The 14,045-nt window shown below is 60.5% G+C and carries 12 protein-coding genes; 6 read left to right on the plus strand and 6 right to left on the minus strand.

Features of this window, described 5'->3' with window-relative positions; translation table 11 throughout:
- The first annotated feature begins 15 nt into the window (after positions 1-15).
- Entirely contained in the window at positions 16-186 is a 171-nt protein-coding gene (locus tag BTJ49_RS15790; RefSeq protein ID WP_168184767.1) for a hypothetical protein, read from the plus strand.
- Between the two features lie 77 nt (positions 187-263).
- Here BTJ49_RS15790 and BTJ49_RS15600 read toward each other — a convergent pair whose 3' ends face one another.
- Positions 264-557, minus strand: a complete 294-nt coding sequence (locus BTJ49_RS15600) for a hypothetical protein (protein WP_146742368.1) — start codon at positions 555-557, stop codon at positions 264-266.
- Here BTJ49_RS15600 and BTJ49_RS15795 point away from each other — a divergent pair.
- Positions 556-699, plus strand: a complete 144-nt coding sequence (locus BTJ49_RS15795; RefSeq protein WP_168184768.1) for a hypothetical protein — start codon at positions 556-558, stop codon at positions 697-699. The genes BTJ49_RS15600 and BTJ49_RS15795 overlap by 2 nt on opposite strands.
- Before the next feature lie 520 nt (positions 700-1,219).
- Positions 1,220-3,271 carry a GspE/PulE family protein gene (locus tag BTJ49_RS14610; protein WP_168184769.1) on the plus strand — a complete coding sequence of 684 codons (2,052 nt, stop codon included), beginning with the start codon at positions 1,220-1,222 and terminating at the stop codon, positions 3,269-3,271.
- A 224-nt stretch (positions 3,272-3,495) separates the two neighbouring features.
- Here the strand turns inward: BTJ49_RS14610 and BTJ49_RS14615 are convergent, their stop codons facing one another.
- From BTJ49_RS14615 to BTJ49_RS14625, 3 genes are all read right to left on the minus strand, one after another.
- Positions 3,496-4,065, minus strand: a complete 570-nt coding sequence (locus tag BTJ49_RS14615; protein ID WP_113066163.1) for a hypothetical protein — start codon at positions 4,063-4,065, stop codon at positions 3,496-3,498.
- Positions 4,066-4,254: 189 nt separating this feature from the next.
- Positions 4,255-4,620 carry a lysozyme inhibitor LprI family protein gene (locus tag BTJ49_RS14620; RefSeq protein WP_168184770.1) on the minus strand — a complete coding sequence of 122 codons (366 nt, stop codon included), beginning with the start codon at positions 4,618-4,620 and terminating at the stop codon, positions 4,255-4,257.
- 359 nt (positions 4,621-4,979) lie between these two features.
- Positions 4,980-6,614, minus strand: a complete 1,635-nt coding sequence (locus BTJ49_RS14625; RefSeq protein WP_113066165.1) for a Na/Pi symporter — start codon at positions 6,612-6,614, stop codon at positions 4,980-4,982.
- A gap of 219 nt (positions 6,615-6,833) precedes the next feature.
- Between BTJ49_RS14625 and BTJ49_RS14630 the strand changes: the two genes are divergently transcribed.
- Both BTJ49_RS14630 and BTJ49_RS14635 read left to right on the plus strand, forming a co-directional pair.
- Positions 6,834-7,790 (plus strand): autotransporter outer membrane beta-barrel domain-containing protein, encoded by a 957-nt coding sequence (locus BTJ49_RS14630; RefSeq protein WP_168184771.1) that lies wholly within the window; start codon positions 6,834-6,836, stop codon positions 7,788-7,790.
- Positions 7,760-8,008, plus strand: a complete 249-nt coding sequence (locus BTJ49_RS14635) for a hypothetical protein (RefSeq protein WP_146742370.1) — start codon at positions 7,760-7,762, stop codon at positions 8,006-8,008. Before BTJ49_RS14630 ends, BTJ49_RS14635 begins: the two co-directional genes overlap by 31 nt.
- A gap of 562 nt (positions 8,009-8,570) precedes the next feature.
- Here the strand turns inward: BTJ49_RS14635 and BTJ49_RS14645 are convergent.
- Entirely contained in the window at positions 8,571-11,426 is a 2,856-nt protein-coding gene (locus tag BTJ49_RS14645) for an AAA domain-containing protein (RefSeq protein WP_240601852.1), read from the minus strand.
- A gap of 166 nt (positions 11,427-11,592) precedes the next feature.
- On the opposite strand from BTJ49_RS14645, the gene BTJ49_RS14650 reads away from it, so the two are divergent.
- Positions 11,593-12,285 carry a transposase gene (locus tag BTJ49_RS14650; RefSeq protein WP_113066170.1) on the plus strand — a complete coding sequence of 231 codons (693 nt, stop codon included), beginning with the start codon at positions 11,593-11,595 and terminating at the stop codon, positions 12,283-12,285.
- Positions 12,286-12,657: 372 nt separating this feature from the next.
- On the opposite strand, the gene BTJ49_RS14655 is transcribed toward BTJ49_RS14650, so the two are convergent.
- Positions 12,658-13,878: an ion channel gene (locus BTJ49_RS14655; RefSeq protein ID WP_113066177.1), complete on the minus strand. Its 1,221-nt coding sequence runs from the start codon at positions 13,876-13,878 to the stop codon at positions 12,658-12,660.
- Positions 13,879-14,045 lie beyond the last annotated feature (167 nt).

Raw genomic sequence — 14,045 nt, forward strand, 5'->3', positions numbered from 1 at the left:
TTTCGGAGCAAAAGCATGGATACCTTCAGCATCATTGCCTTCACTTTCGCGCTCTCGGCGCTGGCCTTCAGCGTCAAGAATCACGAACGCATCAACAAGCTCGAGAACAAGCTGAAGGATTTCGACGTCATTCCCAGGGAATTCAGCTCGGAACCCACACCCGGAAAGCAGAAGCCCGAAGATTGAGTGAACGTGCGAAAAATACTTCCCGCGAAAAGGCCGGGCACGAGGGCCCGGCCGCTGTTCTGAAGAACGGCTAGCGCCTAGTTCAGATCAAGGCACTTCCAGTACACACCTACATCAGGGTCGGGTGAAATCACCAATATGGCGTTCTGGCATCCCGGAGGCGGTGGCGGGATGTCGTAGCCTGGCAATGCCGAACCCGATGCCGCGACGGCCGTCGACGCGAAGCCACCTGCAGTCAGCGCGGCAAACGCCGCCATGATCCATATCCTTTTCATGCAAAACTCTCCATTTTGATAACCCAGTCGATGATCCCAATGGTCAAGAAGGCCATGGGGAAGATCATTTCCAGCATGTCCAGATAAATGAAACATGCTGATTCATGCAACGCGCATGATGGGCAACAGTCAAGGTTCCGCCCATGAGAGGCGACAGACCCACTTCACGGTGAAGCCACCTGTCGATGCCTTTCAAGTGCCGAAAAGTCAGCATTTCGCCGCGCCCTTCCTGCCGTGAAAGGTTGACCGTCAGAGACCCGGCCATCGTCGTGTAGCACTGCTTCCACGACTTGATGACCACGACTCGAATTTCCCGACGCTCCGTTGCATGCAAGCCAGCATGAAAGATGTCTTCGCGCGCCCCTCATCGATCATGAAGACATGCCCGAATCAGCCGCGACGACCACAAGACAAGCTCGAAGAAAACCCGCTACGTCCACCCACACCGTTGTCAGCACATGAGCCCATTCCGGTTACTCATGGCTACAACCGTGAAATCGGCATCGGCAACCATCATGGCTCTCCTCGACGCAATACCGTGGAGCATAGATACTGCGTTGTAGTCCCGATCCGCCACATGGCATGCCAATTGCAGGATTCCATGGGTGCACGGCTGGATACGGCTCGACGGAGTCAAAAACATGCCTAAATCGTCACAAACGGCCCCCAAAGGGCAGAAGTTGTCCGCCCAGCGGGATGCGGCGTCACCGGAACGGCGCAGCAGTGACCGTTTCTGGACACCCGGATCGGATTATGTCGTGTATACCCGCGAAGCGGCGTGGTTGCGCGGCACGCTCGACAGCCTTCCGGGTCCGCGGGGGGCAACACTGATGCTCGGGGACGGAAGCAAGCAGCATCTGCCGAGCGGCAGTTTCCGTTTCGTCTTTCGTCCCGACCAGCGCAAGCTCCCCGACAGTCCTCCCGATGCGGTCTTCGATGCCCGCCTGCACGATGGTTCCAACGTGCGCGGCGAACTCTGGGCGCTGTCCACAAGCGGCGAAGGCGTGGCCATGATCGGCCGCATCGGCGAGCTGGAAGGACGCTTCCTGCTATCGCGGGATATGCTGGACACACTGCAGGTGAACTTCCCGTCGCAGCCCGTGCCCGCACCGAAGCAACCGGCAAAGCCGGACATGGATGTCGGTGCCGACGTGCTTCTCGTCGACGATCCGCGACAGTTGCAGAGCTGGCTCGACGTGCAGGTCGAACCCGGGAGTGATCCATCCATCGAGCCGGCTCACATTGACCTGGAGGCCTGGCGGCAGCGGGCCGGCGACGACGACGAAGCGCGCCTGCGTTTCGCCCAGGCCCAGCGCTTCGGCTTGCCGCTGGTGGACCTGACGCAGGTCGAGGCAGGCGAAGCGGCGACCCGCCTGATTCCGCCGGCGCTGGCGCGGCGACTTCGGGTCTTGCCGCTGGCCCTGCGCGACAGCGCTGTGGCGGTGGCGGTGCTGGACCCGGCTAATGCGGAGCTGAACACCACGCTGGAATTCCTCACCGGGCGTCGGGTGGTGCCACTGCTGGCGCTGCGCGAGCCGCTGGATGCGTGCGTCAGCGAATGCTATGACCGCGCCGAGGATGACTCCATCCTGCATTCGCTGGGGATGCGCGGCGACGGCGAAACCACCACCGATCATGCGGACATCGAGAGTCTCGCCGAACAACAGCCGATCGTGAAGCTGGTGTCCGGCCTGATGGCCGAGGCCATTCGCCGCCGGGCCTCGGACATTCACCTGCGACCGCACGAAAACGACGTCTCGATCCTGCTGCGCATCGACGGCCTGCTTCAGCCGGTACGGCGTCTGGCCAAGCCGCTGCTGCGCGTGGTGGTCAGCCGCATCAAGGTGCTGGCCGGCATGGACGTGGCCGAACATCGTCTGCCGCAGGACGGCCGCGCCACCGTAGTCGAGGGCGACAACGTCGTCGATCTGCGCATCTCGGTGCTGCCCACGGTGGATGGCGAAAGCGTGGTGATCCGCCTGCTCAACACCCGCGAAGGCCTGCGCAACCTGGACCAACTGGGCTTGGCCGAACACGACGAGCGCCTGATGCGCGACCTGCTTTCGCGCAGCCACGGCCTGGTGCTGGTAACCGGCCCGACCGGCTCGGGCAAGTCGACTACGTTGTATGCGTCGCTGCTGGATGTGCGCCGACGCAACGTCAACATCATCACCGTCGAGGACCCGGTCGAATATCACGTACAAGACATCGAGCAGGTGCAGGTCAATCACAGCATCGGCTACGACTTCAACCGCACCCTGCGCAACATCCTGCGCCACGATCCGGACGTGATCATGATCGGCGAGATCCGCGATCGCGAGACCGCGGAAATCGCGGTGGAAAGCGCACTGACCGGGCACATCGTGCTCAGCACCCTGCATACCAACAGCGCCGCGACCACGGTCACCCGCATGCTCGACCTCGGCGTGGAGTCGTTCCTGCTTCGATCCACGCTGATCGCCGTGCTGGCACAGCGTCTGGCGCGACGCAACTGCCGCCACTGCCTGGTCGAGGAAACGGTCGACCCGATGATTCGCGAGTCGCTGGGCGTGCGTCCGGACGAACGCTTCTATCGCGGCGCCGGCTGTTCGCGCTGCGACGGCACCGGCATCCATGGTCGTCAGGCGGTCTACGAACTCATGCCGATCGATGCCGGCGTGCGTCGCCTGATCGTGCCCAACGCCGACGCCGACGCGATTCACGAAAAAGCGCTCGAGGACGGCATGACGCCACTGACGGCACGCGCGCTCCAGTTGGCGCGCGAAGGTGTGCTGTCCCTGGCGGAGGTTTACCGCATCCGCGTCGAGTAGGCGAACGGCTGCTTATGTCGTAGATCTTCTCGTCCCCCCTAGCTTCACGACTCAAGGCCGTGAAGGCCAAGGGCGCCAACCTCAAAAGGATCCATTTCAGCTCTTCCCGGCAGACCGGGTCAGCCGGATGCACTCCTCACATTGCATCACGCACCTCCGGCACCGCTTTCCAAAAAGAAAAAAGCCCGGCTTCAAGCCGGGCTTTTTTACCATGAGATCCGGGCTTATCCAGCGCTCTTGGGTGCCGCCCGCTGAGCCGCCATGGCCGCCATGATCTTCGTGCGCAACGCCTGGACGTCCTTGAGAAGCTGACCGGTATGGCTGTCCTGCTTCTTCATCGCCGCCATCATGTCCGCCTCGAAAGCCTTGCGGTCCTTCTGGACCTTCGGATCCTGCATGGCCGCATTGCGCGCCTTCATCATCTTCTGGCGCTCGGCCTGGAAGGACTTCATGGTCGACATGCGCTCGGCCTTGCTCAGTTTCTTACCGGACTTGAGCTTGGCAATCATGGATTCCGCACGCTTGCTGCCCTTCTCCATGTCATACCCGTGGGCACGCATCGACGTGTTCACATCCGCCTGGAGCTGCTTCATCTCGGCGGCCAGCTTCGGATTGCTCTTGATGGCCTTCTGCTGGATGTCCCGAAGCTCCTGAGTCTTCTGCCGATAGCTCTGCATCAACTGCGTGGTGGTGTTGTCCGAGCCGGCCTTGGTCGGCCCCTGGGCATAAGCCGTGCCTGCGAAGACGAAGGCGGCCAGCGCCAGAATCGACAGATGGCGGGAAAATTTCATCATGCTTTTTGAACCTTTGCTGCGAGGATGTTGTGCGTGCAATGACCTTTCACCCTAACAGCGACCGCAGCGCAGGCAAAACGAGGCGTTGAAAAGCATTCAGGAACAGGCAGCGATTCCGGCAAGGCAAAGCACCGTGACGAGTCCGTACACGCAACGCCCCGATCAAGAGAGTGCGCTCTTCTCGTAGCATCATTTTTCCAGCGGAACAGCCAGCGGAGCCAGCTGATAAAGACACTGGGCCTTCTCATCCCAGATGCCGGAGGCAGACACTCGCCGAACACATCGAACTGCATCACGCATCCGGTGAAGACGCTGGCTCGTCAGATTCATCTCACACTCCACGGCCTTTGTGGACGGCCAACTGCCACCACCACCTGAAAGCTCCCCGATCACATCGCATTCGGCCACTTTGTATTGGGACCAGGCTTTCTCCTGCACCCGCAATGCGTGAACAAGTCGCCCGTCGACGACGAGCTTGAACAGCTTCCGCTGGGTATCCTGCAGCTCCGCCACAAGCGTTCGCTCCTTTTGTGCATAGATCAGGCCGGTATTCATCGCACTCCCATCCGGCCAGCATTCCGGCTTATCCGTACACTGCTCCGCGGCAGCTCCACGCGCTGCAGTCAGAACGAACAGCATGGAAAGCAAGCACACCCTAGCGACTGATTTCATCAAGAGATCCCACTGAAGTCTGCAACCCATATGCACCCGATCGAATGGAGATCGGGGACGGCAAGCCAAGCCTGCGGTCCAGGCAGGTCTGGAACATCCAACAACCAAGACCCCACTCGGCTTCGCTCCTTGATATCCATTACCTCTGCCTGCTCGGGCAATGATGTAGCAGATTGGAGCAAAATCATGACGCGCTCAGGGAAAAACCGAGGCCGTTCGCCCGAGGTCGGGGATCGAAGAGTCTAATTCTCCCCGTCTCCTTTCTCTGATTTTTCTTCTTCTTCTTCGTCACCATGCTCTTCGAGTGAAGCCAGAAGGTGGGCCGCCTTGTCCGCCTGCGCGATGATCCGGCGCAGTGAACTGAAGCTGCGCAGCAGCGCGTCCATGCGGCCGATTTCGAGTTGGCCGGCAGCGCCGGCCGCCAGCAGACCTGCCTTGAGAGCCTGGTAGTCCGCCTCGAAGGCTTCCGCCTGGACGCGATCCAGCGGCGCGAATTCGTTCCGCGCCGGATCGAGGCATCGCAGCAACTGCTCGCCCTGCTGCAGCAGGGCGCGGGTGGCGGTCTGCAACGGCTCGTGAAGCTGTGGGGGAGCAATCACCAGCTCGCCGCTCAACTCATGGCAGGTATCGTAGTAGCGCTGTACACGCAGCAGAGTCGCCATGGCCTGCGCACTGCGCTCGGACATCGAGCCACGATTGACGCCGGTGACGAAATCGTGGATTCGCTGACTCAGCGAGATATAGGCTGCCGCTTCCTGGGGCCGGTGGTCATCGCCATGCCAGTGACCCAAACGTGCCCAGGCGGCCGTCAAGGCGATATCGCCCAGGCGCTGCAATTCCCGCCGCATGGCATCGGCCGCCAGCGACGGCACCGAGGCGACGTTGCTGTCGAGATAGCGCGGCTGTCCGGCATCTTCATCGCGAGTGCGGAAGCGTCGCTTCAGAAAGATCGTCAGTCGACGCGCCAGTGGCCACATCAGCGCCACGCCCAGCACATTGAACACGCTGTGGAAGATCGCCAGGCTCACCGCCGGCGAAGCCTTGAAACCCAGTAGACTGCGCACGCCTTCGACGCCATGGATCAGCAACGGCAGAAGAAGCAGCGCGACCGTGGCGGCCACCAGATTGAACGCTACGTGCGCACTGGCGGCCCGACGCGCATTGGGCGTGGCGCCGACCGCCGCCAGCAATGCCGTCACCGTGGTGCCGATGTTGGAGCCGATCACCATCGCCGCAGCGGCGGTCAGCGACACCACCCCGCCCTGGGCCAGCGTCAGGGTGATGGCCAGCACGGCGCTCGACGACTGCATCAGCACGGTCAGCGCAAGGCCAACCAGAACAAAAGCAAGCAGCGCCAGCGGACCGCCACCGAGCGCCCCCCAGGGCAGACCCGGACCATCGATCACGATCGCCTGCTGCATAAACCCGATACCCAGGAACAGCACGCCGAAACCGGCCAGCGCGCTGCCCAGCGCTCCGCGCCGGCTCTGCGGGCCCGACAAACGCAACCCCATGCCCACGCCGATCAGCGGCAGTGCGGCCAGCTCGATCTTGATCTTGAAACCGACCAGCGCCACCAGCCATCCGGTCGCGGTGGTGCCGACGTTGGCACCGAACAGCACCCAGAGCGACTGCCCCAGATCCAGCAGACCGGCATTGACGAAGCCGATGGTGGCCACCGTTACCGCGCTCGATGACTGCACCAGGCCGGTCAGCAGCATGCCCGCCAGCAGTCCCCGCCAGCGCGTCTCGGTCGACCAACCCAGCACACGCCCGAGCAGCGGACCGGCGGCCTGCTTCAGACCATCGGTCATGAGCAGCATGCCGAGCAGGAACAAGCCGAGACCGCCCAACAACATTCCGATGCCGATACCCATCAGCGAGCACTCAATACGTTACCGGTGGCGTCCATCATCGCACCGTCCAACCGGTATTGGTCAGTGTGAAGGCGCCCTGCCCATTCCAAGGCATGTCCAGATCGAGCACAGCCTGTCGCACCACCGCCCAATCGAGGGGAAAGCCTGGCGCGCGGATCAGGGGGATCCGTGACGCCGCACCACTCTTTGCGCGCCCAGCACGGAGGACTCACCGTCGATGTGAACTCGGGCACTTACACCGTGGGCACCCACTACACCATCGTGAAGGCGGGCAGCCTGACCGGCACGTTCGGCTCGGTGGCCCACAACCCGCTGTTCGCCAGCTACATCACGCCGCAGATCACCTACTCCGGCACAGATGCCCAGCTGACGCTGACGCCGAGTTCGGGTTCCGGTTCGGGCGGTTCGTCGGGCGGTTCGTCGGGCGGCTCATCCGGCGGTTCATCCGGTGGCAACCTCGGCCCGGCTTTCACCACGGCCCAGGGTGTCACAATCTCCGACTGGGGCACCCAGCTAGGCCTGTTGAACATCCAGCAGAGCATACTCAACGCCCGAGGCGGCACGGCACAGAGCATCCTGCGGGTCGGGCAACGCCCCGATCCGGCGGTCTGGGTCCGCTACCTCGATGGCAGCAGCGCTTCGGACGGCGCCCACCTCGACAATCAGGCCCTGCTGCTCGGCTTCGGCTCGGAAGTACGGGACGGTCTCGTCATCGGCGCCGCCGTCAACCGTGGCCGCGACCACACCCGGACCACGGTCCAGCGCGTCAAGACCACCATCACGGGCGTATCGGCCTACGGTCAGTACAACCGGGGTCCCTGGTTCCTCGATGCCAGCCTGAGCACGGGCCACCTGCGCATGGACAGCACCCGCCATCTGGACCCGACCGGTCTGGTCGCCAGCGGTCACGCCCGCGGCGACTACGTCGGCGCACTGGCCAAGGCGGGCTACCGATTCACCCACGGCCGGCTGTTCCTGACGCCCTATGCACTGCTGGGCTATCAGCAGACCCACCGGAAGGGTTTCGACAAGACCGGCGCCGGTCTGCTCAACCTGACGTACGCCAGCCAGACCTCCAAGCTGTCGATCTTCAGTGTCGGCGCACGCGTGGGAAGCGATATGCAGATCGAGGACACCCTCCCCCTGTGTCTCCCCGGATCGAACTGGGCGCGATGACCTACGGCGGCGACACGCGCCAGAACCAGCCCGTGACCCTGGGCACCTACAACGAGGTGCTGCATGCCAGCGGCGCACCCAGCGTGTCCGGCGTCGTGAATGCAGGTGTGGCGCTGATGAGCAGCAGGAACTGGTCCGCGCAACTGGCCTACCGCGGCCAGTTCGCCAGCCATACGCACATGAACAACGCCGACTTGAAAGTCGTCTATCGCTGGTGAGACAGGCGCATTTGGTGCCAGCCCCCCTGCGTTCAGAAATGATTCCTGGCGCCTTTTAGGGGCGGACTTATAAGGAGATGGAGACCATGGCATCCCGCACCCTGCCCAGCGTCGGTCTGTGACGCTGGGACCGTGCCACGACACCCTCGCCTGGAGCGACCGGAATCAAGCTGTCATACAGCAGGGCGTGAACGAAGACGAGCTGCGGCGAACCCTAAGCCACCTGCAACAAGAACGCGCACTCGGCGACTCCACCTGTCAGGCGATGATCGACAAGCCCCTGGGCTGGGCCGCCCTCCCCGTCTCTAATCCCTCAGGCAACCGCGACTTCTGACTTTTCCGCGCGAAGAGGATCAGTTGAAAACGGCGCCACGTGCACTTTCCCAGAGACATGGTGGTTGGATCATGCAACCAATATCGCCCGACCCCATAACACCCACCATCAGCGCAAGTTGCTTTCGCAAAGTGCGCCCTACGCCCGAGCTTCTGTCAAAAAGCGTCTGCGGCACCTTGTTGCTGATCGCGCCCCCGTTCAAACAACTGTATGCGTACCAGAGACCGCTTATGTCCCGACCCACTGCGCCAGAAACTCAGCGACTCTCTCTTCGATTCGACTCTCGACGGTTCGTAGCCGAAGCAAGGGAAGGTGACTCTTTTCCAAGATACTGTTCTTCAAGGCATCCCGCTCAGCCTGTTCCGGTCTTTCATGAGACCCGCCATCAACCTCGATCACACCCACCGGGGTTTTGCCTACCTTGAAGTAGATCACGAAGTCGCAACTGGCGCGGTTTTCCATGAACGTTCGTTCTGGCGCCGTCAACGCCACGTTCTTTGACGAGGCAATCTGTTTCAAGGCAACTTGGGTATGGAATGTCAATGCCCGGTACAACTCGTCCGACAATGCCTCACGTAGTAACTGCGCGATGATCTGTTCGGATTTGAACCGCGAATCATTAGGTCGCAACCTAGCGTTGAGCCGCTCCAAGGAATGGTCATATTCCTTGTACAGAAGGTCGAAGGCCGAAACGACGGGAGCACGCAGCACCTGCTTCTCATCGGCATAGTATTCGACATAGCGCACCAGGGCTGCGATATGCCCATTACTGGCCGTAAAAACCTCATCGCCAGTCACTAGGGTGAACCGGTTCTTGGCCCTCGAAACCGCCACATTGACCATGCGCGGATCGTCCACGAAGTCGAGCCTCGCCTGGTTCACACGTTTCTTGTCGAGGACGGTAGAGAAGACGATTTCGTCGCATTCTCTACCTTGGAACTTATGCACGGTGTCCTTCACGAAATCCGCCGGCAGATGGGCATCCGAGAGAACGACTTGCGCCCGAAAAGGCGCAATGAAGCCCCGACCACCCTCATCGTGCCAGGTACCCTCTCCCTCTGCTGCGCCTTCGAACGTCTTGAGCAAGGAATCCAGCTCCCTGAGGTTGGTGTTCCTTCGAGTGTGGTTCCCCTTTGCGGTGACGATCAGGCGCAATGCTTCTTCTCCACGATCCTGAGTCATCGGAACTAGTGCGTTGCCATAGAACTGCTGGTTGCAGAACTGGATGATCTTGGGGTGGCACCTATAGTGCTCTTTCAGCAACGTCGTAGGCAGTGCTTCCTTGAAAACGCCGACACATGAATCTAGCAGACTGTACTTCTCACAATCGTACTCCTCAGCAGGCGCCGATAAATCCAGTTTCACGGGGATGTGTGCCAACTGCCTGCGGTCACCGACTATGACGAGATTCTTCGCACAGCCCAAAGCCAGTATTCCGGGAACGATATCCTGTTGGGAAGCCTCATCAATGATGACGTAGTCGAGCACTGCATTCGATGCGATCGAGTTGACGATAGAGTGTGTGCTGCTGCCGATAATTGGAAAGCGCTTCAGGAATGCGTCGAAATCTTTCCGATACGTTTTCAAATCAAACGTGGCGTCCTGCACGTGTATGTGGAGATAGCGCTTCAGGCACCTCATGGAGCCGCTCGTCAACGTCGCCATCAACGCCGAGAACTTGCCGCGTTTCAAAGACTCGCGACAAGCCGCCAATGTGGCCTCTTTCTCCCGAAGCGCGGTGTCGTAGTAATGCATCTGCAAGGCATGGAATACGGACTCCCGACCTTGCCCATCATCGAACGGCTTGACGCGAAATATCCTAAAATTGAACAACAGTTCGATCCGGTCCCGGATGCCGATGCGCTTCGTTGCAAGATAGGACAGGTAGGCCATGAGGTCCGCGATCTTGCGTGGCGATAAGCCATACTTTTCCAGCGACAAGGGGGCTTGGACGTCGTTATCCTTCTGCCACTGCTGCAGATAACGCCGCTCGACACGCAGCTCATCGATTTCCGCCTGCAATTGCGCAGCGGTGTTTTGAGTCAGCAATAGCTGCTTCAGCTGCGCCAGAGTCACCTGAATGTCTTCAATAGTCGGGGCCGGTTCGAGCCCCCACTCTGGCACCGGCACGCTGTCGGCAAAGAAGTCACCCCGATTCTCTCGGCTTCCTAATCTGGCGACCAGATGGTCGAGCCCGGACTTTTCCAATTTCTCATAAACGTTCTCCACCGCTGCATTGTTGTTGGACAACACTGCGACCGTTTGCCCGCGCACCAGAATATTGGCGATGATGTTTAGGATCGTCTGCGTTTTTCCCGTACCAGGGGGGCCTTCGATCAGGCTGACCTGTGACGCAAATGCCAGCTCGACGGCCCTGAACTGGCTCTCGTTCACGCCGAATGGATAGATAAGACCTTCCGTCGATTTTTGCCTCCCGTTCACCCCCGTGCAGTACGCATGCAGGGCCGTCTCCGCGCAGGAAGGAAGATTCTCCAGTTGGCGCACTATATTGGCCGCGATCTGCGCTTGGTCCGTCGATGCCCGACTTTCCGCGCGAGCATGGGCCACGTCGACGAAGTACTGGAATATTGGCCCATCAGTCATTGCCGTCTGCGCGACGAAGTCGATGTTACGCAGTTTATGGACATACCATTTCGAACCTTCCCGATATTGAACGGCTGCGTATCTTTCGTCATAGATCACCGCCTTTTCGATCTCCTGGACGATCCGGCTGCCCTTCTTCCTGAGAAAGCTCTTTCCAAGCTCTCGGAGAGGAATGACATCGCAGTCACTCACAGGGCGAATAAAGCGTTTTTTGGAAGGGAAAAAGCATGTCAGCATCAACACCTTACGCTTATCACACCACCAAATCTTCCAATCACTGATCTGCTGAGTCTTGTCCTCCCCGCAGACGTAGATCGAAACCATAGGTAATCCCCCCGCTTTAGCAGCCTCCAGCATAAACCGGTGCCAGGTGCTGAGGTTTCCCCACAAGTTCACCTCGGCACCTGCACCTGATCCGACACGTCCGGCGGCAACGTTCGCAATCGATCCAGCCACTGGTATGTTCGTTGCGTCGGCCATGATCGTGCCAGCGCTTCGCGCCCCATGCGCATAATTGTATGTAGCCTGCATCTGGACTAAAAACAGTGCCTGGTGCGCTTCCTACACCACGCTCCGAAGCAACCTTACGCGGACGATAGCTTGCCAGCGATATCCGAACCCGACGGCATCACCGCATTCTGTCTCCATGGCGCGACATCCCCGACTCGACCTCCCCGGCATTCCACAACACATCGTCCAGCGCGGTAACAACCGACTCCCCTGCTTTCTGGACGATACCGATAGACGCCGATATCTGACCCAGCTGCGCGAAGCATTGCTGGGCACTGACTGCGCCCTGCACGCCTACGTGCTCATGGACAACCACGTCCACATGCTGGTCACACCGCCGCGCAAAGGCTGCATCGCTCGCATGATGCAAAAACTTGGCCGGCAGTACGTGGGGCTGTTCAACGCCCGTCATGGGCGGACCGGTTCGCTGTGGGAAGGTCGTTACAAATCATGCCTGGTCGACAGCGAGGATTACGTACTCCGATGCCACCGCTACATCGACCTCAACCCGATACGCGCACGAATGATCGATGATCCGGCCGCCTACCGCTGGTCCAGCTGCCCGGCCCATTGCGGCACCGAGGATGCCTTGCTGACACCACACCCCAGCTATCTCGCGCTAGGCCGCTCACCCACCGAACGCGCACACGCCTATCGAACCCTGCTGAACGAAGTCCTGACCGAAGACGACATCCGGGAAATCCGCATCTACCTGCAGCAACAACGCGCCCTGGGTCGAAGTGACTTCCAAGCCATGGTCGAAGCCAAGACCCAACACTTCGCTCGCACGCGCCCTGCACACAGACCTCGCAAGAATACTGAGCCCTGAGCACCCATCCGTTCAAACGGGTGTATGTGTACCTGGAACCGTTTTTGCCAAAAATCTTCCCAGACACGTTTTCAAAAACAGCGCCAGGTGCACTTCCCAACACTTTTCAAACAGGCGTATGTGTACTTGGAACCATTTTTGTAAACACGCGTCAACTCAAACAGTTGTATGTGTACCTGGAACCGTTTTTACCTTCCAAGCTATGGTCGAAGCCAAGACCCAACGCTTCGCCCGCACGCGCCCTACACACAGACCGCCCAAGAATACTGAGCCCTGAGCACCCATCAGTTCAAACGGGTGTATGTGTACCTGGAACCGTTTTTTCTTTTCTGACACCGTTTTCCGTGCGCGGCGACCCTGCCTACGGCCGATTCATCCCAGTTTGAGCAGCTGTTCCAACAACGCGTCGGCCTTGAGTTCTTCGCCGCTGAGGGCCATCGCCAGCAACTCGCCGCCCAGCAGCGGCAGGGCCAGCACCACGTCGGGTCGCACGTGGCGCACCCTGCCCATGTTGTGGGCATCGCTGACGGCGAGTACCGTACGGACATCCGGGTTGGCATCGCGCGCGGCGAGTACGACGAACGCGTTGTCGGAATCGTTTTCGCCCAGGGCCAGCACGGCGCGTGCGTCGGCGACGCCGGCATCACGCAACACGTCGGCATCGCCGCCATCGCCGACGACCAGATCCGCCGGCGTGTCGACGCCTTCCGGCGGCCGGGACTTCAAGACGGTCGTGACGGTGATGCCGCGCTGGCTCAATGCGGAAATGGCGTTGCGGGCCAGAGGATTGTCGCCCACGACGATGACGTGGTTCTTGCGTTTCATGGGTCTTTTTCCCGGTTGCAGCAGACGCATCATGCGTTGATTGAACAGTGGCCCGGCAATCATGGTCAGCGACGAGGCGAACACCATCAGGCCCATGACGATCAAGGACACCGTGAACATCCGGGCATGCCCGGTGTGCGGTGTGATGTCGCCGTAACCGACGGTGGACATCGTTTCGACTGTGAAATAAATGGCGGAACCGAAATCGCGGATCGGCGGATCGAACTGGCCGCCTATCGCATAGCTGCCGAAGACGCCGTATCCCATGGTGAGCAGGACGCCGACCAGAGCGAACAGCGTGCCGGTGGCCAGGCTGACACGCGCGAACTGGCGCCGAGCCAGGTACAGCACGACGAGCAATGTACCGCTGTAGATCAGCAGGCCCGAATGGATGCCGTCCGGCGATACCAACTGCAAGGCGAGCGTGATGGCCGTCATCAGGAAGGTCAGCACCCAGGCCAGCCGCGAGCGCCACAGCAGGCCAACACCGAGCAGGACCAGCAGGCCGCCGATGATGCCCTGGGATACGCCGTGGATGGCGAGCGAGCCGAAGCCTTGCGAGAGGCTGCTCAGATCCTGCGCGGACATGTGAACGAAGAAATTCAGCCGCCGCAGCGATTTCAGCGAGGGAATGAGCTCTGCAATGCCGGCCAGACCCACCGCCAGCGCCAACGGGATGTGCGGGAACCAGTGCTCCATGCGCAACGAACGATAAAGGCGCGTCCAGGCAGCCTGGATTCGGAGTCGCTGAAGCGAGGGCAAACGCATGCGGCGCAACGGTCTTCCTTCATCGTCGTGGATGGCCGAAGCCAAGGCCAGCATTATCCAACATCAAAATGGTGTCCATCAAAATGGCAAAATGGTGTCACCATTTCGCCGCCGCCTGTCAATAGAACCATAAGCGCCCGTCGCCCCGCTGCCGGGGAGATCGGTGC

The sequence above is a fragment of the Oleiagrimonas sp. MCCC 1A03011 genome (assembly GCF_003267965.1).
Classification (GTDB): domain Bacteria; phylum Pseudomonadota; class Gammaproteobacteria; order Xanthomonadales; family Rhodanobacteraceae; genus Oleiagrimonas; species Oleiagrimonas citrea.

Excerpts from the sequence above, each read along its gene's own strand:
- BTJ49_RS15790 (WP_168184767.1), top strand. The coding sequence starts at position 16 with ATGGATACCTTCAGCATCATTGCCTTCACTTTCGCGCTCTCGGCGCTG.
- BTJ49_RS15795 (WP_168184768.1), top strand. The coding sequence starts at position 556 with ATGCTGATTCATGCAACGCGCATGATGGGCAACAGTCAAGGTTCCGCC.
- BTJ49_RS15600 (WP_146742368.1), bottom strand. The coding sequence starts at position 557 with ATGTTTCATTTATCTGGACATGCTGGAAATGATCTTCCCCATGGCCTT.
- BTJ49_RS14615 (WP_113066163.1), bottom strand. The coding sequence starts at position 4,065 with ATGATGAAATTTTCCCGCCATCTGTCGATTCTGGCGCTGGCCGCCTTC.
- BTJ49_RS14620 (WP_168184770.1), bottom strand. The coding sequence starts at position 4,620 with ATGAATACCGGCCTGATCTATGCACAAAAGGAGCGAACGCTTGTGGCG.
- BTJ49_RS14625 (WP_113066165.1), bottom strand. The coding sequence starts at position 6,614 with ATGGGTATCGGCATCGGAATGTTGTTGGGCGGTCTCGGCTTGTTCCTG.
- BTJ49_RS14645 (WP_240601852.1), bottom strand. The coding sequence starts at position 11,426 with ATGGCCGACGCAACGAACATACCAGTGGCTGGATCGATTGCGAACGTT.
- BTJ49_RS14650 (WP_113066170.1), top strand. The coding sequence starts at position 11,593 with ATGGCGCGACATCCCCGACTCGACCTCCCCGGCATTCCACAACACATC.
- BTJ49_RS14655 (WP_113066177.1), bottom strand. The coding sequence starts at position 13,878 with ATGCGTTTGCCCTCGCTTCAGCGACTCCGAATCCAGGCTGCCTGGACG.